Genomic DNA, 22015 nt, shown 5'->3' with positions numbered 1-22015 from the left:
TTACTTTTGAGCGAGATGGAAGCGCAAGCGAATATTGTCAATTATATGCCCCCGCACTCTGTTTGCCGTACCGGACTCATGCTGTTAATATTCAGTCATATCAAGAAGAAACACCCCTCGTCACGTTGCGGCGCGGACGTGTTCTTCTCAAATAAAGAGCATCACACACCAGCACAGGGAGAGGGTTACCCAATTGGAAGTCTTCAAGCAGCTTAAACCGTATTACTGGGTCGAACGAAAGAGTTTGCTCGGTTCGATTATCTTCATGATGTTCGCAACCGCACTCGGTCTTGTTTATCCCAATTTGTTACGCGTCTTAATCGATGATATCATCGTTCCTAAAAATTTTACGTGGGTGCCCGCACTGTCGCTTACCGTTGTCGGAGTCGTTCTTATTAAAGGCAGCTTCGCGTTTCTGTCAGGTTTGTTCGGCGGCAGGCTGGGTAACCGGGTCGCGTTCCGTCTCCGGAACGCCTGCTACGAGAAGCTTCAAGCGCTGTCTTATCAATACTACGATACGGCCAAGACGGGCGACCTGATGTCGCGTCTCACGGCGGATCTCGAGGCGGTTCGGAACTTCATCGGCTTCGGCTTCGTGCAAATCCTGAATATGTTCATGATGGTCATCTTCGGCGCGATCATGATGTTCTCGATTCACTGGCAGCTCACGCTGATCACGCTGTGCACGATGCCGTTCCTGGCTTTTACCGCTTTGCGTTTCGAGAAGAAGATCCATCCGGCCTTCCGTGAAATGCGGCAGGCGATGAGCAACCTGACGACGGCGGTGCAAGAGAATATCACGGGCGTCCGCACCGTCAAATCGTTCGCGCGCGAACCGTTCGAAATGGATAAGTTCTCCGATCGGAGCGAGCTGTACAAAAAGAATCAAATCGGCGCATCGCTGCTGTGGGGCAAGTTTTTCCCGGTCATGGAGCTTCTCGCAAGCTTGAGCGTCGTCATCCTGCTCATTGCCGGAGGAAGACTGGTCATCACCGAGGCCATTACTTTGGGTCAGATGGTTGCCTTCTACAGCATGCTGTGGTACATTATCGCTCCCATGTGGGGCATCGGGTTCCACATCAATAACTACACGCAAACCAAAGCTTCCGGCGAGCGTCTGGTCGGGCTGCTCAATGAATATGTACACGTGAAAGACAACGAACAACCGATCGTATTGGACGAAAATATGGCCAAAGGCCATGTCGAATTCCATGACGTGACGTTCAACTACGCGGATAAAGCGCCGGCCGTCTCGAACATCGACATCGACGCGAAGCCCGGCTCTGTCATCGGCTTGCTCGGTGCCACGGGCGCTGGGAAATCGACCATCATCCAGCTGTTGATGCGGGCGTACAACGTCAAATCCGGCTCGATTACGATCGACGGAATCGACATCCGCGATCTGTCGCTGGAAAGCCTTCGCAGCCATATCGCCATCGTGTTTCAGGAGACGTTCCTGTTCTCCTGCTCCATCCGCGACAACATCGCGTACGGCATGAACGGGGTCACGATGGAACAGATCATCCATGCGTCGAAGCTTGCCAAAGCGCATGATTTCATCATGGAGCTGCCTGAAGGCTACGATACCGTCGTCGGAGAACGCGGCATGGGGCTCTCGGGCGGTCAGAAGCAGCGGATCGCCATCGCGAGAGCGCTGATCAAGAATCCGCGCATTTTGGTTCTGGACGATGCTACGAGCGCTGTCGATATGGAAACCGAGCATGAAATTCAAGCCGGATTCAAGGAAGTCATGGCCGGTCGCACCACATTCATAATCGCACACCGGATTTCATCGCTTCGTCACGCGGACGAGATTATCGTGCTGGACGAAGGGCATATCAAGCAGCGCGGCACGCACGATCAGTTGGTTCACAAGCCGGGTCGTTATCGGGACACGTACGACATTCAATATGCCGACCGTCCCTTGACCGCCGATGAAATCATTGCACGAGTGGAAAGAGGGGTCGTCTAGTGAGCGAGCAAGAGCAGCAAAAGCCCCGCGGCGCGCATGAAAGATTCATCTACAAGGATGACGATGCGATCGAAAAGCCGTTTAACTGGGCGCAAATCAGCAGGCTATTTACGTACATGAAACCTTACCGGAAGCAGATGCTTCCGATCATCATCGTCATGATCGTGCTTGGAACCTTGACCCGTCTGGCGATTCCGGCCTTGTTCATCAAGGCGATCGACGATGCGATCCAGCCGAAGGACGGCAGCGATCCAAGCATGAATAAGTTGTATCTCTATGCCGGAATGATGCTCGCGCTTTATATTATTCAATGGGCGGCTAACACGTACCGGATCCGATATACGAATATGATCGGCCAGCAGGTCATTTACGATCTGCGACATGATTTGTTCCGCCATATCCAGAAGCTGTCGTTCCGTTTCTTCGACAAACGCCCGGCCGGATCCGTGCTCGTGCGGGTAACGAATGACGTTAATGCGCTGCAGGACTTGTTCACGAACGGCGTCGTCAACCTGCTCATGGACTGCATCCAGCTGGTCGGGATTGTCATCATCCTGCTCGTCTGGAACTTCAAGCTCGGTCTCGCGATCATGATTACGGTGCCGCTGATGTTCGCCGTATCTACCGCGCTGCGCAAGCGGATCCGCTTCGCCTGGCAGGACGTGCGCATGAAGCAGTCGCGGATCAACGCGCATCTGAACGAGAGCATCCAAGGGATGCGCGTCACGCAATCGTACACGCAGGAGAAAGCGAACTTCAGCTTCTTCCAGCATGTCAATAACGTCAACATCAAAGCGTGGAATAAGGCGTCTATGCTTAACCAGGCATTTGGTCCGATCATCGAGATCACGTCGGCGGTAGGGACGCTCATTCTATTCTGGTACGGCGCGCACTTAATCGCTATCGGGGCCATTACGGTCGGCGTTCTCGTCGGTTTCGCGAACTACGTCGGCAACTTCTGGGATCCGATTAACCGTCTAGGCCAAATGTATGCCCAATTGCTGATCGCGATGGCCTCCTCGGAACGGATCTTCGAGTTTATCGACGAAGAGCCGACCGTAGGCGAGTTGAAAGAAGCCCGGCAGCTGCCGCGCATCTCCGGGGACGTTAGCTTCGAGCATATCGTCTTCGAATACGAGAAAGGAAGACCGGCGCTGAAGGGAATCGATCTGCATGTGAAGGCAGGCGAAACGATCGCGCTCGTCGGTCATACCGGTTCGGGCAAAAGTACGATCATGAATCTGCTCTGCCGATTCTACGATCCCGTTCAGGGCGCCGTACGGATTGACGGCATCGATATTCGTTCCGTTACCTTGGAGAGCCTTCGCTCGCAGGTCGGCGTCGTGCTGCAGGATACGTTCATTTTCTCGGGGACGATCCGCGAAAATATCCGTTTCGGCCGCTTGAATGCGACCGACGATGAGATCGTCAAAGCGGCGACTGCGGTTGACGCGCATGATTTCATCATGAACCTGCCGGACGGCTACGACACGGAAGTTCAGGAGCGCGGCAACAGCCTGTCGATGGGACAGCGACAGCTGCTCTCCTTCGCCCGGGCCTTGCTGGCCGATCCGCGCGTGCTCATTCTGGATGAGGCGACGGCGAGCATCGATACCGAAACCGAACTCAAAATCCAGGAAGCGCTCAAGAAGCTGCTTCAAGGACGTACGTCATTCATCGTCGCGCACCGATTGTCGACCATTCGTAATGCCGACCGCATCGTCGTGCTGGATCATGGTCAAATCGTCGAACAGGGCAGCCATGACGAGCTGATCCGTCATAAAGGCACGTATAACGGCTTGATTGAAGCGCAGTACCGCTTTTTATCGGCATAATTCTTGATTTTTCGGGACGGAACCTCCACAATGGAAGAAAAACGCGCATGCCGGCTGGAACGGCGGGAATCGAATTCTCGCCTCCGCCGGCACGCGATCTTCCTGGGAGGTTCTTTTCTTGTCTATGTATGGATCGCCGTATTCTACTACTGCCCGTAAAATCATGCTGCTCGGCTCCGGCGAGCTCGGTAAGGAAGTAATCATCGAGGCGCAGCGTCTTGGCGTCGAAACGATTGCGGTGGACCGCTATGAGAACGCGCCCGCGATGCAGGTTGCCCATCGCTCGTATGTCATCGATATGCTTGATGCGGAAGCGCTTCGCGATCTGATTCTGAAAGAAACGCCCGATTTGATCGTCCCGGAAATCGAAGCGATCGCGACGAGCGCTCTCGTGGAGCTGGAAGAGGAAGGCTGGGGCGTCATTCCGACCGCGCGCGCCGCGCTGCTGACGATGGACCGCGAGGGGATTCGCCGCTTGGCTGCCGAGACGCTTGGTCTGCCTACGGCGCCTTATCGGTTCGCCGATTCGCTTGAGGAATTGAAGGCAGCCGTAGCCGAGCTGGGCACGCCTTGCGTCATCAAGCCGATCATGAGCTCCTCCGGCAAAGGCCAAAGCGTTTGCAAAACCGCAGAGGATGCCGAAGATTGCTGGCAATATGCGATGGACGGCGGCCGAGCGAAGAACCAGCGCGTCATCGTCGAAGGCTTCATCCACTTCGATTCGGAGATTACGCTGCTGACGGTACGCTCCGTATCCGGCACATCGTTCTGCGCGCCGATCGGCCATGTGCAGAAGGACGGCGACTACATCGAATCCTGGCAGCCGCATGAAATGCAGGCGCATCAAATCGCCGAGGCGGAAGCCATTGCCCGCGCGGTAACGGACGAGCTTGGCGGATATGGCATTTACGGCGTTGAGCTGTTCCTGACGAAGGACGGCGTCTTGTTCAGCGAAGTCTCTCCGCGCCCGCATGACACCGGAATGGTAACGATGGCGACGCAGGATTTATCGGAGTTCGCGCTGCACGCGCGCGCGATTCTGGGCTTCCCGATTCCGACGATCCGTCTGCTGACGCCAGGCGCGACGCATACGCTGAAAGCCGACCGCGATTCGGATTCGTTCCAAATCGACGGCTTGCAGCATGCGCTCACCGTACCGAATACGCAAGTGCGCGTCTTCGGCAAGCCCGTCACGAAGCCGGGCCGCCGCATGGCCGTTGCCCTGAGTACGGCCGACAACGCCGAACAAGCGCGGGCGCTTGCCAAAGAAGCCGCGCAGTCGCTTTCGATTTCCTACACCTAAGTCATTTTGAATAGCAGGGCATGCACGCAGAGCGATCTCCACTAACGAGGGGGAACCGACGCAGGCATGCCCTTTTTATATCTTCATGCGGTTCAATCAGCCGAACGGAATGGATGAATTTGCAAATTGATGCCGAAAGCATTACTTTAAATAGACTACGTAAAATGTTTCAGCAATCGATAAACAATGAGGAGCACAGCGAGATGAGAACGTTATCCTCCCGAAGCTTGTGGAAATGGATTGGTTTGTCGGCCGTGATCTCGACCTTGCTGCTGCTGGCGGGCTTCGGGTATGCCGTGAAAGATATGCTTCATCCGAAAGGCGAGGCTTTTGAAGGGACAGCAGCCTTCCCGGCACTTCCGGCTGGCGGTAAGTTGAGCGAAGCCAAAGAAATATCGATTACGGCCATCGGCGATTCGTTGACCAAGGGAACCGGCGACGCGACGGGCGAAGGCTACGTCAAGCAGACGATTTCCCTGTTGGCCAAGAAATATCCGGACGCTGTTGTCCGCCTGAACAATAATCTAGCTATCAATGGGTTAAAAGCCGATCGGCTTGTGCGGTTGTTGGAAACCGACAAAGGCTATCGTTACGCGCTTATGCAGGCGAACGTGATTCTCTTCACGATTGGCGGCAACGATCTGTTTCAGATCGCGGCGGGAGGAAGCGCCAACCAGAAGTCGGACGAGTTGGACTTGAACAAGCTGAAGGCGGAGCTTCCTCAGGGCTTGGAGCAATTGGCGAAAGTAACGAAGCTGCTGCACGGCATCAATCCGAACGCGCATGTCGTCTATGTAGGGCTCTATAATCCTTTCTACGATATCCCGGACTTTCGCGCAGGCTCGCTGCAGATCCAGGAATGGAACGAACAAGCCTACGGGCTGCTTCACCAGTTCGGCAATATGAGCATGGTACCTACGTTCGATTTGTTCGAGCAGACGATCGGCCGCTATTTGTCATCGGATCATTTTCACCCCAACCATACCGGGTACGCCCAGATTGCCGCTCGTATTGCGCAATCGCTGGAATAGGAGGCACTGCGATGAACAAGACCATGAACGACGAGGTCGTATTGTCAGTGAACGATCTCAAGAAGCAAATCGGCGGCAAACCGATTATCAAGGGCGTTACCTTCGATGTCCGCGGCGGTGAAATTTTCGGCTTCCTCGGGCCGAACGGAGCAGGCAAAACGACGACGATTCGCATGCTGGTCGACCTCATCAAGCCGTCCTCCGGGGAAATCACGATCTGCGGCGAGGATATCGGGCGCAATCCGGAAGCCGCGCTGCGTCACGTCGGCTGCATCGTCGAGAACCCCGAAGCCTATCCTTTTCTCACGGGCTGGGAGAACCTGGAGCATTTCGCGCGGATGCAGCGGAATATCGGTGAAGAACGAATTCGAGAGGTTGTTCAGATCGTCGGCTTGGATGCCCGCATTCACGACAAGGTGAGAACCTACTCGCTCGGCATGCGGCAGCGGCTCGGCATCGCGCAAGCGCTGCTGGGCAAGCCGAAGCTGCTCATTCTCGATGAACCGACGAACGGTCTGGATCCTAAGGGCATCAAGGAATTACGGGTATTCGTCCGCATGCTGGCCGATCAAGGCATGAGCTTGTTTATTTCCAGCCATTTGCTGAGCGAGATCCAGCTGATGTGCGATCGCGTGGCGATTATCAGCAGAGGCGAGGTACTGGCTGTCGGCACGGTAGACGAACTCATACACGGCGCCGGCCAATACGTTGTTTGGCAATTCGAGCAGCCGGAAGCCGGCAGGCGGCTATTGGCAGGCGAGAATGACGTTCAGCTCGTCGGCGAGCATGAGCACCGAATCGACGAGAGTATTTTTGCCGGCATGCAGGATGCGCAGGTGACAACGATGAATCAAGAACGGATCCCTTCTCTGGTCGAGAAAGCCGTACGCGCGGGAATCGGCGTCGTGGCCGTGCATCGCATCGCGCCGACGCTGGAGGAGCTGTTTTTGCAGATGACGGAGGGTGAAAGCATTGGATAGGCTGCTGCCGCTTATACAGAACGAGACGCTGAAGATCTGGAAGAAGAAACGGTTTCTGGTCATTCTCATCGTGCTGCTCATTCTCATTCCGATCTTTACGTACGCGCAGATGAAAATCGCCGAGACGAACAAAAGCCATTTCAAGGACTGGCGGAATCAGCTGGTCCAGCAAATAAACGAATATCAAAATATGCTGTCCAGCGACCGCATTCCCGACGAGTGGAAGCGCTCGCGGCGGATCGCGGTCCAGCAGCTGCAGTATTATCTGGATCATGACGTCAATCCGAATTCGCCGGACGGCGTGACCTTTACGCGAAGCTTCATGTCGAACGCGGTTACGTTATTTTTCCCGCTGCTCGTACTGGCCATCGCATCCGATCTGGTATCGGGCGAACGTACGGCAGGCACGATCAAAATGCTGCTTACGCGGCCCGTGCGGCGATGGAAAATATTGTTCAGCAAACTCGTCGCGCTTACGATGTATGTTTCGATGACCGTTGTCGCGAGCGCCGTTCTCTGTTATCTTATATCAGGCGCGGTGTTCGGCTACGACGGATGGGACATGCCGGTCTTCACCGGGTTTGTCATCCAGGGCTCTTCGATCGAGAGCAGCTTCGTGCACGCGGTGCCCCAATGGCTCTACCTGATGATGGAAGCGGGCCTGATCTGGGTATCCTCCATGTCGGTCGCCTTGCTCGCTCTGATGGTGTCCGTGCTCGTTCGAAGCACGGCGGCAAGCATTGTCACCATGATGGCAGCCGTCATCTCGGGTACGATATTATCCAGCATGTCTTCCTCGTGGCAAAGCGCGAAATTCATCTTCTCCGTCAATTTGCAGCTGACCGATTATTTGGCGGGCTCACCGCCGCCGATCACCGGCATGACGCTTGGATTCTCGCTGATCGTGCTCGCGTTCTGGGCCGCGGCTTCCTTGACGGTTTCGTTCTCCGTCTTTACGAAACAAGACATCATGAATTAGAATAGCTTGAAGTGAGTGATGCCGGGCATCGTCGGGTCAGATTTAAAAAATTTGGCCGAATGCTTGGCGCGGAGAAGGTTTATCGTGTATTGTTAATAGCCCGGGGCGAGGGCGAGAAGGCGGAGTCGCCGCTCTTCAATTCCGCGGGGTACATACCGTTAATTATTTAGGAACCGTCATTTTATGGCGTTAAACTTGGAATTGTGTATGAAAGTAAGTATCGCTTAAAAACTTGGATTATGCTTCCGAAGCGAGTTTTTTGCTCGCAGAGGTGTAAATCGACGAGGTATCGTAAAAAACTTACAGGAGGCCAAACATGACTGAGCAGTTGAATCTGTTTGCGGGCGATAAAAATTCGGCTGCCGGCAATTACGACGCGGACGACATTCAAGTGCTGGAGGGATTGACCGCCGTCCGCAAACGGCCCGGCATGTACATCGGCAGCACGAGCAGCTCGGGTCTTCATCATCTCGTCTGGGAAATCGTCGACAATGCGGTGGATGAGCATTTGGCGAAGTACTGCTCTGCCATCGACGTGTCGATCAACGGCGACGGCTCGATCACGGTCCGCGACAACGGGCGCGGTATTCCAACGGGCATGCACAAGACGGGCATTCCGACCCCGCAGGTCGTGTTCACGATCCTGCATGCCGGCGGCAAGTTCGGCGGCGGCGGATATAAGAAATCCGGCGGCTTGCACGGCGTTGGCGCTTCGGTCACGAACGCGCTGTCGGAGTGGCTGGAGGTTGAAATTTTCCGGGACGGCAAAATACATAAGCAGCGCTTTGAATATTGGGTCGACAAGGACGGCAAAGAACATGTCGGCGAACCGGTGACCGGTTTGGAAGTCATCGGCAATACGAACCGCACCGGAACCAAAATCACGTTCAAGCCCGATACGCGCGTCTTCCACGGCAATATCTCGATCCATTACGAGACGCTGTCCGAACGGCTGCAGGAAATCGCGTTCTTGAACTCCGGCCTGAAGGTCAGCGTAAAGGACAGCCGCGGCGGCAAGGAAGATCAATATTATTACGAGGGCGGCGCCAGTCAATTCGTACAGTTCCTGAACGAGGATAAGACGGTGCTTCATGACGTGATTCATTTTGCGGGCGAGCGCGACGATATCGAGGTCGAAGTGGCGCTGCAATATAACGATGGCTATACGGAAACGATGGCCTCGTTCGTTAACGCCATTCCGACAAGGGGCGGCGGCACGCACGAAACGGGCTTCAAAACGGCATATACGCGCGTCATGAACGATTATGCCCGCAAGAACGGCCTGCTGAAGGAGAAAGACAAGAATCTTGAGGGCAATGATTTGCGCGAAGGCATGATGGCTGTCATCAACATTAAGATGGCGGACGTGGAATTCGTCGGCCAAACGAAGGATCAACTCGGAAGCTCGTCGGCCAGAAGTGCCGTCGATGCCATCGTGACCGAGAAAATGCAAGTGTTTCTGGAAGAAAACCCGCAAGTGGCGCAGCTCCTGCTGAAGAAAGCGGTACAAGCGTCCAGAGCCCGCGAAGCGGCGCGCAAGGCACGCGACGAAATCCGCAGCGGCAAGAAGAAGAGCGAGAGCTCCAATCTGAACGGCAAGCTTTCGCCGGCACAATCGAAGGACGTTACGCGAACCGAGCTGTTTATCGTGGAAGGCGACTCCGCCGGCGGTTCGGCGAAACAGGGCCGCGATTCCAAATACCAAGCCATTCTGCCGCTCAAAGGCAAGCCGATGAACCCGGAGAAGGCCAAGCTGCTCGATATCCTCAAAAACGACGAATATAAGGCGGTTATTGCGGCGATCGGAGCGGGCATCGGTCCGGAATTCGACGCGGAATCGTGTAATTATAGCAAAATCATTATTATGACGGACGCGGATACGGACGGCGCGCATATCCAAGTGCTGCTGCTCACGTTCTTCTACCGCTACATGAAGCCGCTGATCGATTCCGGCCGCGTCTTCATCGCGCAGCCGCCGCTCTATAAGATCACGCGCAAATCCGGCAAGCTGGAAACGGTTCGGTACGCATGGACGGACGAGCAGCTGCAGAACTACTTGAAGGAGTTCGGCAAAAACTTCGAGCTGCAGCGCTACAAAGGACTTGGCGAGATGAATCCCGATCAGTTGTGGGAAACGACGATGAATCAGGAAACCCGCACGCTCCTGCAGGTGCAGATCGAGGATGCCGCGAAAGCGGAACGCCGCGTCTCCACGCTGATGGGCGACAAGGTCGATCCGCGCAAACGTTGGATCGTCGAAAACGTCGACTTTACGGAGTACGAGGAATAATTAGTTAAGATTAGACTTACGAAGCAGTTATGTTTAACTAGCCGATAACTCGGCTGCTGGCTTCACCCATAAACTTTTAGGAGAGTATCGGCATGAGTATGCTGGAACAGTTTTTACCGGCGTTTCTGGAAGAGGTCGTCGGCGACCGATTCGGACGTTATTCCAAATACATCATTCAAGACCGCGCCATCCCCGACGTTCGCGACGGGCTGAAGCCGGTGCAGCGGCGTATTCTGTACGCCATGTATGATGCGGGCAACACCCCGGACAAAGGGTACCGGAAGTCCGCCAAAACGGTCGGCGACGTCATGGGCAACTATCACCCCCATGGCGATTCGTCCATCTATGAAGGCATGGTCCGCATGGCGCAGCCATGGAAAATGGGACATATGCTCATCGACGGCCATGGCAACTGGGGCTCGATCGACGACGATCCGGCAGCGGCGATGCGATATACGGAAGCACGCTTGTCGCCGATTGCGATGGAGCTGCTGCGCGATATCGAGAAACGTACCGTCCTGTTCAAGGACAACTTCGATAATACGACGAAAGAACCGGTCGTGCTGCCTTCCCGTTACCCGAATTTGCTGGTCAACGGCGTAAGCGGCATTTCGTCCGGCTTCGCAACCGAAATCCCGCCCCATAACCTTCGGGAAGTCATCAATGCGTGCATGGCTATGATGGATAATCCGACTATCGAGCTGGAGCAGCTGATGACGATCGTGAAAGGTCCGGATTTTCCGACTAGCGGAATCATCATGGGCGAGGATGGCATTCGGGATGCGTACCAGACGGGCAAAGGGCGCATCTATCACCGTTCGAAGACGGCGATCGAAGACGTCAAGGGCGGACGCCAGCAAATCGTCATTACCGAAATTCCCTATCAGGTCGTGAAATCCCGTCTCGTGACGGCCATGGAGAACATTCGGATCGAGAAGAAGGTCGAAGGCATCGCGGAAGTGCGCGACGAGAGCGGCCGGAACGGTCTGCGCATCGTCGTAGAACTGAAGAAGGAAGCCGACGCGCAGGGAATTTTGGCTTATTTGCTGAAGAAAACCGACCTGCAGGTCGCCTACAGCTTCAACATGGTTGCGATCGTCAACAAAACGCCGCAGCAGTTGGGCTTGAAGGCGATGCTGGAAGCCTATATCGCGCACCAGAAGGAAGTCGTGACCTTCCGTTCCAAGTACGAGCTGGAGAAAGCGGAAGACCGCGCGCATGTGCTGGAAGGTTTGGCGAAGGCGCTTAATATTCTGGACGAAGTCATTGCTGCGATCAAGGCATCGAAGAACCGCCAGGATGCGCAGAACAATCTCGTCGCGAAATTCGGCTTCTCCGAACGCCAAGCAGACGCCATCTTAACGCTGCAATTATACCGTCTGACGAATTTGGAGATCACGTCGATCGAGAAGGAGCTCAAGGATATTCAGAAACGCATCGCGTATCTGCGTTCCATCCTCGATAGCGAGAAGAAACTGATTAGCGTCATCAAGGAAGAGCTGACGGAAATCCGCGATAAGTACGGCATCGACCGTCGCTCCGAGATCAAGGGCGAAGTGGAAGAGCTGAAAGTGAACCTGGAAGTCATCGTGGCGGCGGAGGATGTCTTCGTTACGCTGAGCCAGGACGGCTATATCAAGCGGACCTCAAAGCTTTCGTTCACCCGTTCGGGCGGCGAGCTGTCGAGCGCAGGCGTGAAGGACGGCGACGTTATCCGCACGCTGATCGACGTCAATACGATCGACCAGCTGCTGCTCTTCACGCGCAAGGGTCAATATTATCAGCTGCCTGTCCATCTCATACCCGAGTTCAAGTGGAAGGATACCGGAACCGCGGTCGTTAACGTGGTGCCGCTTCCGAAGGACGACAGCATCGTCAGCGTCATTCCGATCAAAGACTTCGAAGTGCCCGGCCGTTCGCTCGTCTTCGTGACGAAGCGGGGACAAGTGAAACGTTCCGAGCTGAAGGATTACAAATCAACGCGTTCAACGGCCATCGCGGCTGTCAAACTGGCGGATGGAGACGATGTTCTTCGCGTCATGCCGAGCGACAATGCGAAGGAATTGCTGCTGCTGACGAAGAACGGCATGAGCATTCGCTTCGCCGAAAGCGAAGTGAACACGATGGGACGCGTTGCGGCCGGCGTCAAGGGCATCGCCCTCCGCGAGGACGACGAAATCGTAGCTGCCGAAACGGTCAGCGGCGATGAGGGCGAAGTGCTTGTCATGACCGACCTCGGTTTTGCCAAACGTTCCTTGCTCCTGGATTATCCGATGCAGGGCCGGGGCGGCAAAGGCGTGGCGACCTTCGAATTCAAAGAAGGCAAACGCGTTCGTCCGAACGGCGATCGACTCATCGGCGGGCTGCTGTGCAAAGAAGAGCGGGAGCTTGTCCTGCTCGCGGCGTCCGGATCGGCATTCTCGGCATCGACCGAGAAAGCGCCGATCGAGGATCGCAAATCGACTGGGCGCGCCCTTACGCCGATTGATAAGAAGGACGCGCTCGTCGCGTTGTTCGTCAGGGCGGACCTGCAGCAGCAGGACTAGCCGGGTGAGTTAATCGAACGGCTTTTTACGAGATAGTCGTATGGTTTCTTTTGATTTAATCAAAAGGTTTCATACGAACTAGTCGTATGGCTGATGCGGCGGTTCCCGCTGCTCAAGCAGTTCAATCATCAATTCAAGCACGACCCACAATGGAGCCGGTTCATCAAGCCGGTCAAGCCATTGCGGGTTTTTTTCTATTCCGAAACGGCTCAATTTGCGCAAGATCTCCAGCTTGTGGTCCTCCATGTGCGTTCACGCTCCTGTTCGATGTTTCGAGCCGGTACAACAGCCTATAGCATCAGTGTATGTCTAACGTTGTCAAATGGTTCTCTATTATAGCGATTAAGCGGGCAAAATATTAACTGCATTAACCTTAAATTCGACATTCGGTCATGGTATAATAAGGTATGAGCTTAAATCGGACAGAAAGCGGGTGATGGTCATCGTTTCTGCGGAATTTGCCCGGCTGTGGATGAAGATGACGAAGGAATGGAAGACGCATCTGGAGGATGAATTGGCACCGAGCTTGACGGAAGGACAGCTGGTCGTGCTGGAGCTGCTTCAACAGCATCAGCCGATGAAGCCGTCGGATCTGCTGGCGTATTTGGAGACGACGCCTGCAGCGATTACGACGCTGCTGGACCGTATGGAACGCGGCGGCCTGGTGGTCAGAAACCGGGACGAGAGCGACAGACGGATCGTATGGATCACGGCCACGGAGAAAGGGAAAGAGGAAGCCGAGCGGGGCGTATCCATTCGCGATGCGTATATCAGCGAGGCGCTGGATCGGATTTCCTTGCACAATCAACAGCTGCTTGTTTATTTGCTCGGTAAGGTTGCAAATGCCTGATTGGGATGACTATAGTTGAACGGAATATAGCAAAAACCGCCCCTTCGATTCCTCACCGGGAATTGAAGGGGCGGTTTCTTTTGTCCATAGGTGTCCGAAAGGTGTCCTGAAGTCTTCCCTTAACGGCGCTGTTTATTGCGAAGCCTGAAGCTGAACCGGCTTGCTGTGCATCGATTCGATCCGCTTCGTTACTTGCGCGTAGGTGCTCTTCAAAGTAGAGTAATCGGCCGCACTCAAATCGGTCAGCGTTTTGGAAGCGATTGCCTCTCCGATCGGAACGATAGCAAAACGCGTGACGCCCTTCGCGCTCGTTCGGTGCACCCATGTCGGAATGGCCTTCACGTTGCCGATCGACGTGATGCCATGCTCCTTGTGAATGCCGACTTTGTAGATGACGCCGTAATCTTTCGTATTGCCGCGTTGATTGGAAATAAAGTTGCCCATGGAATAAATGATAAGGCCTTTTCTTACCGTGCCGTCCGGATTCGTCACCTCGGCGAGCTCGTAGGGCTGTACGACATGCGGATGAGAGCCGGCAATGATGTCGGCACCGGCGGCGATGAGGCTTCTGGCCAGCTTCGTCTGTTCGTCGTTAGGCGTTGTCTGATACTCGATGCCGAAATGCAAGCAGACGGTGATGAAGTCCGCCCCGGCCGCCTTCAAACGGCCGATGTCCTTGATGATGGCCTGCTCGTCGATGAGCGATACCGCATAAGGCTGGTTCTTCGGCAGCGGAATGCCGTTCGTTCCATACGTGTACGCTAGCAGTCCCATGGATATGCCCGCCTGCTTCACGATCGTGATCTTATCGGCTTCCGCTTGCGAGCGGGCCGTTCCTTTCGTGTCGAAGCCAAGCTTTTGCAGCTTCGTTAGCGTCATGGCGATACCTTGGGAGCCGCGGTCCATCGCATGGTTGTTGGCATTCGTTATCGTCGTAAACCCGGCATATTTCAACGCATCGCCAAGCTCCGCGGGCGCGTTGAAGCGCGGGTAACCGGATAATCCGAGCGACTTGCCCGCGATCGGCGTCTCCAGATTTCCGAGCGTCCAGTCCCCCTGTTCCAAAATCGACTTCACGGGCGTGAAGAAGGAATTGAAGTTGTAGGTGCCGGTTGCCTCGTCGTAGGCGCCCGGCAGCTGCGGCATATGCATCATGATGTCGCCGGCTGCGACCCATGTCGCATCATACGTCCCGTCGTCAACGGGAGGCTGAGCGGTGTTTCCGTCGTCATTCGAAACACCTTCATCCGTGCCGGGGGAATCTGCGTCTCCTGAATGGTCAGCTGGTTCATCGGGCGGCTGCTGTCCGGCATCCGGCGTATTGTCCGGAGCCGGATCTTGTTCAGGCGTTTCCGGAGACTGGTTGCCGTTCGAATTGTCAGCGGCTTGATCGGGAGGAACAGGGTCGAGCTTGGGACCCGATGAACAGCCGCTAAGCAGCAGCAGGCACAGCAGGGCAGGCAAGTACCATCTCTTCAACCGATTCGCTGAAAGGTGCTTCATCGATCTGTCCCTCCTTCGTGCGCAAGCAGTTGAAGCGCTCTGGAGAAATCCTCCTCTTCGAACCGGGTCCATGGCAGCGACGCCGGCGGGCGAGAGATGATGGTCAGCCATTCTTTCGTGACGGGATGCGATATGCCGATGGACGTCGACCATAAGGCGATGTCCTGCTCCCCTTGAACGGGCGGAGCGCCGTACTTGCGGTCGAAGACGAGCGGACAGCCGATCGCGGCCATCTGCGCCCGAATCTGATGCGAGCGGCCCGTCAGCAGCTTCACCGCGACGAGGGAATACGCGCCTCGCTTCGCGGCAACCGCATAATCCAGAATCGCCTCTTTGGAATCCCGGACCGCCTGTTCATGAACGGTTACGATGTTGCGGCCTGCGTCTTTGCGCAGAAAATGCCTCAGACGGCCGGAAGGGGCCGCAGGAGCGCCGTGAACGACAGCAAGGTATATTTTGTCAAAGCTGCGGCTGCGGACGGATTCCGACAGCCTGGAGGCCGCTTTGGACGTCTTGGCGAAGAGCATCGCGCCGCCGACGGGACGGTCCAGGCGGTGGACAAGCCCGACGTAAACGTTGCCGGGCTTGTTATACCGCACTCTCAAATCTTCCTTCAGCAAGGTGACCATGTCGGACTCGCCCGTTTCGTCGGCTTGCGAGAGGATGCCCGGCGGCTTCACGACGGCAAGCAGATGATTATCCTCATAAAGCACGGGAAGCAAGGGAGACGAATCGGGCCTGCTGCCGGCGGTCATGCTATTCGCCCTCCCAGCGTCCCAGTATGCCGCATGGTAGCGTCAAGCCCGACGCCGTAATGGGAATTCCGATCTCGCCGGAGTGGATCGAGCCTTTGAACTTGCGTCCGATTGTCATATGGAGCATATTGTGGAGCACGGTAGGGGAGAGCCCTGTCGTATAGGAATTAACCAGCACGAACAGCGGGGTCTCGCTCATGATCTTCGTGCACGATTCCAGGAACGGATACAGGTTCTGTTCCAGCTTCCACATCTCGCCGTTCGGCCCGCGTCCGTAAGAAGGCGGATCCATGATAATGGCATCGTACCGATTGCCGCGGCGTTCTTCGCGCTGGACGAATTTGAAAACGTCGTCCGTGATGTAACGGACCGGAGCGGAAGCAAGGCCGGACAGCTCGGCGTTTTCCTTCGCCCACTGCACCATGCCCTTGGCGGCATCGACGTGGCACACTTCCGCGCCGGCCGCCGCCGCCGCGACGGTAGCGCCGCCGGTATAAGCGAACAGATTCAATACTTTGATCGGTCGGCCGGCGTTCCGGATCTTGTCCATCATCCAGCTCCAGTTGACCGCTTGTTCCGGGAACAGGCCGGTATGCTTGAAGCTCGTCGGCTTGATATGGAATTTCAATTCCCCGTAAGAGATTGTCCATCTGTCCGGCATTTTCGTGCGGAATTCCCATTCGCCGCCGCCCGAGGAGCTGCGATGGTAGTGGCCGTCGGCCGTCTTCCAGCGGCCCGTCTCGTTCGCGATCGGCCAAATGGTCTGCGGATCCGGCCTGCGAAGCACGTAGGACCCCCAGCGTTCCAGTTTTTCACCGTTTCCGGTATCGAGAAGCTCGTAATCTTTCCATAAATCAGCGTTGTACATGCGTGTTTCCTTCCTTGATGTTGAATTTATAGCCGACGCCCCGGACAGTGACGATATAGGTCGGATTCGCGGGGTCCGGCTCGATTTTCTTGCGGAGATTGCTGACGTGCACCATGAGCGTGCGCGTGTCTCCCATACTATCGTGTCCCCACACGATCGTGTACAGGTCGTCCAAAGCGAAGGCGCGGTTAGGCGTCTTGGCCAATCGGACGAGCAGCTCGAACTCCTTGGTTGAGAGGAACACTTCCTTGCCTTGCACATGCACCGTGCGGCCAGGCAGGTCGATGACGAGACCGTCGAAACGCAGCACCTCGCCGGCGGCGCGGTCATACGGATTCGGCTTGTCGTTTACCGACTGACGGCGCAGATGGGCCTTGACCCGTGCGACCAGCTGGCTCGGACTGAATGGTTTCGTCATGTAATCGTCGCCGCCTACGGTCAGACCATGTATAATGTCAGTATCGTCGTTTTTACAGCTGACAAACAGGATGGGAACATCCGAAACTTCACGGATCTGCTTGCAGACGTCGAAACCGTCCATCTGCTTGAGCTGCACATCCAGAATGATCAAATCCGGCCGATACGAATCGGCGAACAACACGGCATCTTCGCCATTGTCCGCTGTGTGCACATGATAGCCTTCGCGTTCCATGTACAGGCTGATCAGCTCGGTAATATCCGCTTCATCATCAACGACTAATATTTTGCTCCCAGACATCTTTCAGTTCCTCCTCTTCCCTCGCACTATTATAGCGAATGGAGGGAGGGGCGGGCAATCTACGTTTTTCAGGAGGGTACCGTCATTCGCCGCTTATCCGCACTATTCATGCTCATGCTTATCTGCGTTCTCCTCATCATGCTGCCGGGCTGCACGGTTCGCGAAGGCAGCGCCTTGCCCGCGGCCAAGAACGGCGTCATGGACCTGCGAAGCTGGTCGTTCGAAGAAAAGGGAGAGGTAGCGCTCTCCGGACAATGGTCGTTCTATACAGGCAAGCTGATGACGCCGGGGGATCCGCAGCTGGATCAGTCCGATCGCTTCGTCATGGTGCCGCGCTCATGGAACGGGCAAGGATACGCCACTTATAAGCTGAAGGTGGAGTTGGCGCCGCGGGAACGGGTGCTGGCGCTGCGCGTTCCGAACATTTTCAGCAGCTACAGGCTGTGGATCGACGGGAAGGAAATGGCCGTGCAGGGACGAGTCGGGACTAGCCGAGACACGTCGGTGCCGCAGCAATATCCGCGTATCGTTTCCTTTGACGCCAATTCGGACAACGTCGACATCGTCATTCAAGTATCCAATTTTCAGCACCGCAAAGGCGGGATATGGGTACCCATGCAGCTCGGGAACAGCGACACGATCGTGAACGGGCAGATGAAAACGACGGCCAAGGAAATGCTCATTCTCGGCAGTCTGATCATCATCGGCGTCTATCACATCGGGCTCTTCGCGTTCCGAAGGCAGGAGAAGTTTATGCTTCACTTCGGCCTTCTCTGCCTGTTCGTGGCTGCCAGGGCGAGCGTTACGGGCGATAACTATCTGCTCCAGCTGTTTCCGATCCCGTGGGAGGGCGGGCTGAAGATCGAGTACATCTCCTTCTCGCTAAGCGCGGTTACCGGCTATTTGTACGTGTACCGGCTGTTTCCGCAGGAAGCGTCGAAGAGAGTCGCTCATGCCGTCATTGGCGTCGGCCTCGCGCTCTGCGCGTTCGTCATCTTCTGCCCGGCGATCGTCTATTCCAGGCTGCTTACGGTATTTCAGCTGTACGTCGTCGCGGTAAGCGCCTATACGCTCTGCGTGCTCGCGGCCGCGAGAATCAGGAGGCGGATCGGAGCCGCGTTCGTGCTTGTCGGCGTGGGGGTATTCGTCCTTACCGTTCTGAATGATATGCTGTTCTATAATGAATGGCTGATGAACGCGCAATTAGTGCCGCTTGGCTTGTTTTTCTTCATGCTGATGCAGTCGTTTATCATATCCAAACGGTTCTCGAGCGCCTTGTACCAGGTGGAGCATGTATCGAACGAGCTTCGCGAGCTGAACGTGCATTTGGAGGAGCGGATCGAGGAGCGGACGGTCGCGCTGAGCGAGGTCAATGATTCGCTGGCGCAGACGAACCGCGACCTGCAGCGCTCGGAAACGTCAAGGCGCCAGCTGATGACGAATATCTCTCACGACTTGCGAACGCCGATCACGCTTCTCCAAGGGTATCTGGAAGCTTTCCAGGACGGGGTCGTCAAATCCGAGGAACAGCAGCAGCGCTACATACGGATGATGCTTGGGAAAGTCGGCGGGCTTAATCGCTTGATTCATGATTTGTTCGAGCTGACGAAGCTGGAGGCGGGACAGACGCGGTTCGATTTTGCGGAGGTCGTGCTGGGGCAATGGAAGAGACAGCTGAACGACTTGTACGAGATCGACGTCATCAGCGCGGGATTACGGTTCAACTGCGAATATCACAGCGAAAACGCGCCCCGGGAAAGTCATGCCCGGGAGGCTGAACAGCAGAACCGCATCCGGCTGAGCTTGGATTTGTCCCGTATGGATCAAGTCATGGCGAATATCATTTACAATGCGATCAAACATACGCCGAGAGGCGGAGAGATAACGCTTTCTTTTTTCTTCGAGGCGTCGACGAACCGGGTCATCATTACCGTCAGCGACACGGGAAGCGGGATCGAGGAGGAGCATCTGCCGTTCATATTCGACCGGTTTTACAAAATCGAGGCATCCCGCAATTCCGCGGAAGGCGGAAGCGGGCTGGGGCTGGCCATCGCCAAGGAAATCGTCGAAGCCCATGGGGGCACGATCGGAGCGGTAAGCGCGGTCGAGAAGGGCACCATGATTTGGTTCATGCTGCCATGCACCGTTCGCTAGCTTCGATCGGCCTGCTTGAGGACGGCCATCATCCGGTCGATAGACTGCTTTCGCCTCTCCTGATCCATGCCGTTTAGGATGCGGATGATTTCAATCGCCTCGGGCGTAACGGACGTATCCGACTTCGCCTGCTCGCCTCCGATAATATAGTCCAGCGATACGTTGAACAGAACCGCCAGCTTCTTTAAGGTTTCATAGACGGGCTGGCGATTATTGATTTCGTAATGACTGTAAGCGGAACGCGTAATGCCGATTTGCTTGGCGACTTCTTCTTGCGAAATGTTTTTGCGAAGCCTTAGTTCTCGCAATCGATCTCCCATCGTCATAATTTATAGCTCCTTACGTCAATCTAGCCATCTAGTACTAGTACGGAAGATATCCTTCCGTCCTACTACTAGATAATTTATGATACAAAGTGTATCATTGTCAAGGAAATATTGGCATTTAGCCGGCGACATTATAATTTTTTAACGTTTCGGGGCGCTGGCAAGCGGAGAAAAAACGGTTGAAATGAAAGCCTTGTCATCGTACAATAGGAGAAGTTGAAGTTGTACGTACAAGTTAGGGCGCGATCGCTGCAGTTAAGATGCATGATTCATGCAATCATTTGATGTATTCGTATCGTGGTCGACTGCCGTGTCGCGCTCATGTTCGTACAAGTTGATGTACTTTGGAGACGATGAAGGAGGAATATTGTCATGATTACCGTTAAGCCCTATCAATTTTGGTTCGTGACCGGAAGCCAGCATTTGTACGGACCCGAGACGCTGCTTGAGGTTGCCGAGCATTCCCGCATCATCGCCGAAGGATTGGACCGGGACGAAGTGGTCTCGTATGAAGTGGTATTCAAGCCGGTCGTGACGACGCCGGAGGAAATTTACAAGGTGTGCGCCGCTGCGAACGCGGACGAACGCTGCGCGGGCATCATCACCTGGATGCATACGTTCTCGCCGGCCAAAATGTGGATTGCGGGCCTGTCGGAGCTTCGCAAACCGCTGCTGCACCTGCACACGCAGTTCAATCGAGACATTCCATGGGATTCCATTGACATGGATTTCATGAACCTTAACCAGTCCGCGCACGGCGACCGCGAATACGGCTTTATCGGCGCCCGCATGGGCATCGCCCGCAAAGTCGTCGTCGGCTACTGGGAAGACGCGGCCGTCCGCAGCCGGATTTCCGGCTGGATGCGCACGGCGGTCGCGTTTACGGAAAGCCGCTTCCTGAAGGTTGCCCGTTTCGGCGACAACATGCGTCAAGTTGCCGTAACGGAAGGCGACAAAGTCGAAGCGCAGGTGAAATTCGGCTGGGCGATCAACGGCTTCGGCATCGGCGACTTGGTCGGCTACACTTCTAAAATCACGGACGAGCAGCTGGATGCACTGACGGCTGAATATGAAGCAAGCTATGATATCGCGCCGGAATTTCGGAACGACGCCCAGAAGTGGGAAGCGATTCGCGAGCAGGCGCGGATCGAGCTTGGGTTGAAGGCGTTCCTGGAGGAGGGCGGCTTTACGGCATTCACGACGACGTTCGAGGATCTGCATGGGATGAAGCAGCTGCCAGGACTGGCCGTGCAGCGCCTCATGGAAGCGGGCTACGGCTTCGGCGGAGAGGGCGACTGGAAGACGTCGGCGCTGACAAGGGTCATGAAGATCATCGCCGACAACAAAGGCACATCGTTCATGGAGGACTATACGTACCACTTCGAGCCTGGAAGCGAAATGGTTCTCGGTGCCCATATGCTTGAAATTTGCCCTACGATCGCGGCGGACCGCCCGCGTCTGGAAGTGCATCCGCTCGGCATCGGCGGGAAGGCTGACCCGGCCCGCATGATCTTCAACGGCCGCAGCGGCCAAGCCGTGAATGCGTGCTTGATCGACCTCGGCAGCCGGTTCCGTCTCATCGTGAACATCGTGGACGCGGTCGACGTTCCGCATGACATGCCGCAGCTACCGGTTGCGCGCGTGCTGTGGAAGCCCCAGCCTTCGCTGAACGAATCCGCCGAGGCTTGGATCCGCGCAGGCGGCGCGCATCATACCGTATTCTCGTACGAGGTGACAGCGGAGCAGCTGCTGGATTGGGCGGAAATGGCGGGCATCGAGTGCGTCATCATCGATAATGCGACGAACACGAACGCGTTCCGCAATGAGCTGCGCTTGAATGATATGTACTGGCGTTTGAACCGATAGACTATCGCAAATAGGCCATAACTGCTGCGAGGCGCAGCG

At 55.7% G+C, this 22015-nt stretch carries 17 protein-coding genes; 11 read left to right on the top strand and 6 right to left on the bottom strand.

Annotated elements, in window-relative coordinates; translation table 11 throughout:
• Positions 1–193 precede the first annotated feature (193 nt).
• The 8 genes from AC0YNU_RS02365 (at position 194) to gyrA (ending at position 12936) form a co-directional block, all read left to right on the top strand.
• Positions 194–1972 (top strand): ABC transporter ATP-binding protein, encoded by a 1779-nt coding sequence (locus tag AC0YNU_RS02365; RefSeq protein ID WP_475752716.1) that lies wholly within the window; start codon positions 194–196, stop codon positions 1970–1972.
• A complete protein-coding gene (locus tag AC0YNU_RS02360; protein WP_475752714.1) occupies positions 1972–3807 on the top strand; it encodes an ABC transporter ATP-binding protein in 1836 nt (611 codons plus the stop codon). The genes AC0YNU_RS02365 and AC0YNU_RS02360 overlap by 1 nt, the downstream gene beginning before the upstream one ends.
• Positions 3808–3931: 124 nt before the next feature.
• Complete coding sequence (purT, locus tag AC0YNU_RS02355; protein ID WP_475753932.1) at positions 3932–5110, top strand: formate-dependent phosphoribosylglycinamide formyltransferase; 1179 nt, start codon at positions 3932–3934, stop codon at positions 5108–5110.
• 203 nt (positions 5111–5313) lie between these two features.
• Positions 5314–6141, top strand: coding sequence for a GDSL-type esterase/lipase family protein (locus AC0YNU_RS02350; protein ID WP_475752712.1), 828 nt, complete (start codon positions 5314–5316; stop codon positions 6139–6141).
• 11 nt (positions 6142–6152) lie between these two features.
• On the top strand, positions 6153–7121 hold the full coding sequence (locus AC0YNU_RS02345; protein ID WP_475752710.1) for an ABC transporter ATP-binding protein: 969 nt from the start codon (positions 6153–6155) through the stop codon (positions 7119–7121).
• Complete coding sequence (locus tag AC0YNU_RS02340; protein WP_475753930.1) at positions 7114–8100, top strand: ABC transporter permease; 987 nt, start codon at positions 7114–7116, stop codon at positions 8098–8100. The genes AC0YNU_RS02345 and AC0YNU_RS02340 overlap by 8 nt, the downstream gene beginning before the upstream one ends.
• A gap of 316 nt (positions 8101–8416) precedes the next feature.
• Positions 8417–10390: a DNA topoisomerase IV subunit B gene (parE, locus tag AC0YNU_RS02335; RefSeq protein ID WP_475752708.1), complete on the top strand. Its 1974-nt coding sequence runs from the start codon at positions 8417–8419 to the stop codon at positions 10388–10390.
• Positions 10391–10482: 92 nt separating this feature from the next.
• Positions 10483–12936 carry a DNA gyrase subunit A gene (gyrA, locus tag AC0YNU_RS02330; RefSeq protein WP_475752706.1) on the top strand — a complete coding sequence of 818 codons (2454 nt, stop codon included), beginning with the start codon at positions 10483–10485 and terminating at the stop codon, positions 12934–12936.
• A 78-nt stretch (positions 12937–13014) separates the two neighbouring features.
• On the opposite strand, the gene AC0YNU_RS02325 is transcribed toward gyrA, so the two are convergent.
• Positions 13015–13182 carry a hypothetical protein gene (locus tag AC0YNU_RS02325; RefSeq protein WP_475752704.1) on the bottom strand — a complete coding sequence of 56 codons (168 nt, stop codon included), beginning with the start codon at positions 13180–13182 and terminating at the stop codon, positions 13015–13017.
• 196 nt (positions 13183–13378) lie between these two features.
• On the opposite strand from AC0YNU_RS02325, the gene AC0YNU_RS02320 reads away from it, so the two are divergent.
• Positions 13379–13786: a MarR family winged helix-turn-helix transcriptional regulator gene (locus tag AC0YNU_RS02320; RefSeq protein WP_475753928.1), complete on the top strand. Its 408-nt coding sequence runs from the start codon at positions 13379–13381 to the stop codon at positions 13784–13786.
• Between the two features lie 132 nt (positions 13787–13918).
• Here AC0YNU_RS02320 and AC0YNU_RS02315 read toward each other — a convergent pair whose 3' ends face one another.
• Genes AC0YNU_RS02315 through AC0YNU_RS02300 form a run of 4 tightly spaced genes read right to left on the bottom strand, consistent with a single transcriptional unit; the run spans position 13919 to position 17630 of the window.
• Positions 13919–15289 (bottom strand): CapA family protein, encoded by a 1371-nt coding sequence (locus AC0YNU_RS02315; protein ID WP_475752702.1) that lies wholly within the window; start codon positions 15287–15289, stop codon positions 13919–13921.
• Complete coding sequence (locus tag AC0YNU_RS02310; RefSeq protein WP_475752700.1) at positions 15286–16044, bottom strand: RluA family pseudouridine synthase; 759 nt, start codon at positions 16042–16044, stop codon at positions 15286–15288. Before AC0YNU_RS02310 ends, AC0YNU_RS02315 begins: the two co-directional genes overlap by 4 nt.
• Position 16045: 1 nt before the next feature.
• On the bottom strand, positions 16046–16912 hold the full coding sequence (locus AC0YNU_RS02305; protein WP_475752697.1) for a class I SAM-dependent methyltransferase: 867 nt from the start codon (positions 16910–16912) through the stop codon (positions 16046–16048).
• Positions 16899–17630 (bottom strand): response regulator, encoded by a 732-nt coding sequence (locus tag AC0YNU_RS02300; protein WP_475752695.1) that lies wholly within the window; start codon positions 17628–17630, stop codon positions 16899–16901. The genes AC0YNU_RS02305 and AC0YNU_RS02300 overlap by 14 nt, the downstream gene beginning before the upstream one ends.
• Positions 17631–17738: 108 nt before the next feature.
• Here AC0YNU_RS02300 and AC0YNU_RS02295 point away from each other — a divergent pair, with 108 nt between their 5' ends.
• Positions 17739–19784 carry a sensor histidine kinase gene (locus AC0YNU_RS02295; protein ID WP_475752693.1) on the top strand — a complete coding sequence of 682 codons (2046 nt, stop codon included), beginning with the start codon at positions 17739–17741 and terminating at the stop codon, positions 19782–19784.
• Here AC0YNU_RS02295 and AC0YNU_RS02290 read toward each other — a convergent pair.
• Positions 19781–20110 carry a helix-turn-helix domain-containing protein gene (locus AC0YNU_RS02290; RefSeq protein WP_475752691.1) on the bottom strand — a complete coding sequence of 110 codons (330 nt, stop codon included), beginning with the start codon at positions 20108–20110 and terminating at the stop codon, positions 19781–19783. The two genes, AC0YNU_RS02295 and AC0YNU_RS02290, sit on opposite strands and share 4 nt — an antisense overlap.
• A gap of 372 nt (positions 20111–20482) precedes the next feature.
• Between AC0YNU_RS02290 and araA the strand changes: the two genes are divergently transcribed.
• Complete coding sequence (gene araA, locus AC0YNU_RS02285) at positions 20483–21976, top strand: L-arabinose isomerase (RefSeq protein ID WP_475752690.1); 1494 nt, start codon at positions 20483–20485, stop codon at positions 21974–21976.
• Positions 21977–22015 lie beyond the last annotated feature (39 nt).

Source organism: Paenibacillus sp. J31P316 (assembly GCF_056269105.1).
The sequence above is the reverse complement of the archived record's forward strand: the minus strand, read 5'-3'. Positions and strand labels throughout refer to the sequence as shown.

Bases quoted from the DNA above. Each gene is read 5' to 3' on its own strand.
- purT (WP_475753932.1), top strand. From the start codon at position 3,932: ATGTATGGATCGCCGTATTCTACTACTGCCCGTAAAATCATGCTGCTC.
- AC0YNU_RS02350 (WP_475752712.1), top strand. From the start codon at position 5,314: ATGAGAACGTTATCCTCCCGAAGCTTGTGGAAATGGATTGGTTTGTCG.
- AC0YNU_RS02345 (WP_475752710.1), top strand. From the start codon at position 6,153: ATGAACAAGACCATGAACGACGAGGTCGTATTGTCAGTGAACGATCTC.
- parE (WP_475752708.1), top strand. From the start codon at position 8,417: ATGACTGAGCAGTTGAATCTGTTTGCGGGCGATAAAAATTCGGCTGCC.
- gyrA (WP_475752706.1), top strand. From the start codon at position 10,483: ATGAGTATGCTGGAACAGTTTTTACCGGCGTTTCTGGAAGAGGTCGTC.
- AC0YNU_RS02325 (WP_475752704.1), bottom strand. From the start codon at position 13,182: ATGGAGGACCACAAGCTGGAGATCTTGCGCAAATTGAGCCGTTTCGGA.
- AC0YNU_RS02315 (WP_475752702.1), bottom strand. From the start codon at position 15,289: ATGAAGCACCTTTCAGCGAATCGGTTGAAGAGATGGTACTTGCCTGCC.
- AC0YNU_RS02310 (WP_475752700.1), bottom strand. From the start codon at position 16,044: ATGACCGCCGGCAGCAGGCCCGATTCGTCTCCCTTGCTTCCCGTGCTT.
- AC0YNU_RS02305 (WP_475752697.1), bottom strand. From the start codon at position 16,912: ATGTACAACGCTGATTTATGGAAAGATTACGAGCTTCTCGATACCGGA.
- AC0YNU_RS02300 (WP_475752695.1), bottom strand. From the start codon at position 17,630: ATGTCTGGGAGCAAAATATTAGTCGTTGATGATGAAGCGGATATTACC.
- AC0YNU_RS02295 (WP_475752693.1), top strand. From the start codon at position 17,739: ATGCTCATGCTTATCTGCGTTCTCCTCATCATGCTGCCGGGCTGCACG.
- AC0YNU_RS02290 (WP_475752691.1), bottom strand. From the start codon at position 20,110: ATGACGATGGGAGATCGATTGCGAGAACTAAGGCTTCGCAAAAACATT.
- araA (WP_475752690.1), top strand. From the start codon at position 20,483: ATGATTACCGTTAAGCCCTATCAATTTTGGTTCGTGACCGGAAGCCAG.